This window comes from Candidatus Symbiopectobacterium sp. NZEC135, assembly GCF_025962695.1.
This window is the reverse complement of sequence record NZ_JAGFPF010000272.1, coordinates 1-2006: the sequence shown is the minus strand read 5'-3', so window position 1 is coordinate 2006 and position 2006 is coordinate 1. Positions and strand designations below refer to the sequence as shown.

Here is a 2006-nt window from a genome sequence, read left to right as displayed (position 1 = left end):
CATGAGGTCGAGTCATAGGCCATATGACCAATAATGCTTTTATTCCATGCAGTAATGTCGTTAATGGAGAAATCCAGCGGTTTGAATCCCATACCAACGCGCACCACTTCACCATTCGGGCGCAGCATCTCAATCGATTGTTTCAAGGCAATATTGGCACCGGAACATTCAATCACCAGGCCCAGATTGTCTTTTCCACAAATTTCGTGGCAACGCGCGACCACGTCTTCGGTGGATGCATTGACGGTTGCCGTTGCCCCCAGCGCTTTTGCCACGCCAAAACGCACGCTTACGTCCTCTTCCAACCCAACCATCACGATATTGACCGCGCCCATAATGCGCGCCATCTGGACGGCAAACAGCCCGAGCGGCCCGGTACCAAAAACCACAACATCCTGACCAGGAAGGAATTTAGATTGCTGAGCAATCGCTTTATAGGCATTACAGATGGGATCGAGTACCGCAGCTTCTTCGTAATCCACGCCTTCCGGGATTTCCCACAGGGCATGGCGATGGATTCTGAGAATTTCGCCGGGCACAAGGCAGTATTTTGAAAACCCGCCACCCCATTTATTGTTATCCAACCCCAGGTTCACTTTTTCTGTACAACACAGAAAATCGCCTTGTTCACAGGCCGGGCAAACACCACAGACATGGCCGCTGTTGTCCGACACAACGCGTTGTCCAACCTTCCACCCTTTTACCTGCTGGCCCACCGCCACGATCTGACCGGCAAATTCGTGACCGCGTACCGAGTTAAATTCATCAGATCCGCTATCAACCTTGTAGTGCTTCATATCAGCGCCACAAATGGCGGCCGCTTTGATCTCGATAACCACATCCTCCGGACCACAAACCGGCTCCGGTACCTCAATCATCTTGTACCCACCAAATGCCTTACCGAAACGCGCGAGTGCTTTCATGACATTCCTCATTAGGTTTATCTGTAAATCAGTCGGGCCATAGTTCGCTATTACACATTTGAAGTCAACATTAAATCTGTAAAACACAGATATCAATCTTCACATTGAAGAGCCGATCACATATTTAGCGGAGAAAGACAGAAGAATAAAAACATTGCATTTAAAAACATTGCATTTAAAAACAATGAGTTAAAAAAACAGGCACCAAGGCGGTTCAGCAATAAGCGAAAAAGTGAACAAATCACACCGGATAACGTTTTTTGATAGCAAGGATCCGCCATTTACCTTATTGCTAGCAAAACCGCTTCCGGCGAATCTGAAATGAGGCAACGAGCACCGCATCGTTTGGGCAATGTTTAAAATTCATGCACCCACGCTCTCTATACTGTCCCCGGATTTTTCAGGTGGATTTAACATGATGAAATGTACTATTGCGGGCACCGGTTACGTCGGGTTGTCGAACGCCGTGCTGTTGGCCCAGCATAATCAGGTGGTGGCTCTCGACGTTGTCGAACAGCGGGTGGCGCTGTTGAACCAGAACCTGTCGCCGATTGTTGATAAAGATATTGACCATTATCTCAAGGAAAAACCGCTCAATCTGGTGGCGACAACGGACAAACAGCTGGCCTATCAGGATGCGGATATCGTGATTATTGCCACGCCAACCAACTACGATCCGATCACCAATGCGTTCGATACCCAGTCGATTGAATCCGTGGTGCAGGATGTGTTGTCCATCAATCCCGGTGCGCTTATTGTCATAAAATCAACGGTTCCCGTGGGATATACCCAGCAACTGCGACGCACCTTTGCCACGGATAACATTATTTTCTCCCCCGAATTTCTGCGTGAGGGAAAAGCGCTGCACGACAATCTCTACCCTTCACGCATTGTGATTGGGGAACGCTCGCCGCGCGCAGAACGTTTTGCCGCCTTGCTGCTGCAAGGTGCGATCAAGAAAACGGCGCCGGTGCTCTACACCGATGCAACGGAAGCGGAGGCCATCAAGCTGGTCGCCAATACCTATCTCGCCATGCGCGTCGCCTATTTCAACGAGGTCGATAGCTATGCAGAGATGCACAC

Annotated in this window: 2 protein-coding genes; one reads left to right on the top strand and one right to left on the bottom strand. The window is 49.6% G+C overall.

Annotated features, from left to right (window positions below):
* A partial coding sequence (locus J5224_RS25815) for a zinc-binding dehydrogenase (protein ID WP_264628048.1) occupies window positions 1-923 on the bottom strand: 923 nt, incomplete at its 3' end.
* A gap of 418 nt (window positions 924-1341) precedes the next feature.
* On the opposite strand from J5224_RS25815, the gene J5224_RS25810 reads away from it, so the two are divergent.
* Window positions 1342-2006 (top strand): nucleotide sugar dehydrogenase (locus J5224_RS25810; RefSeq protein WP_264628047.1); only part of this gene is annotated, 665 nt, incomplete at its 3' end.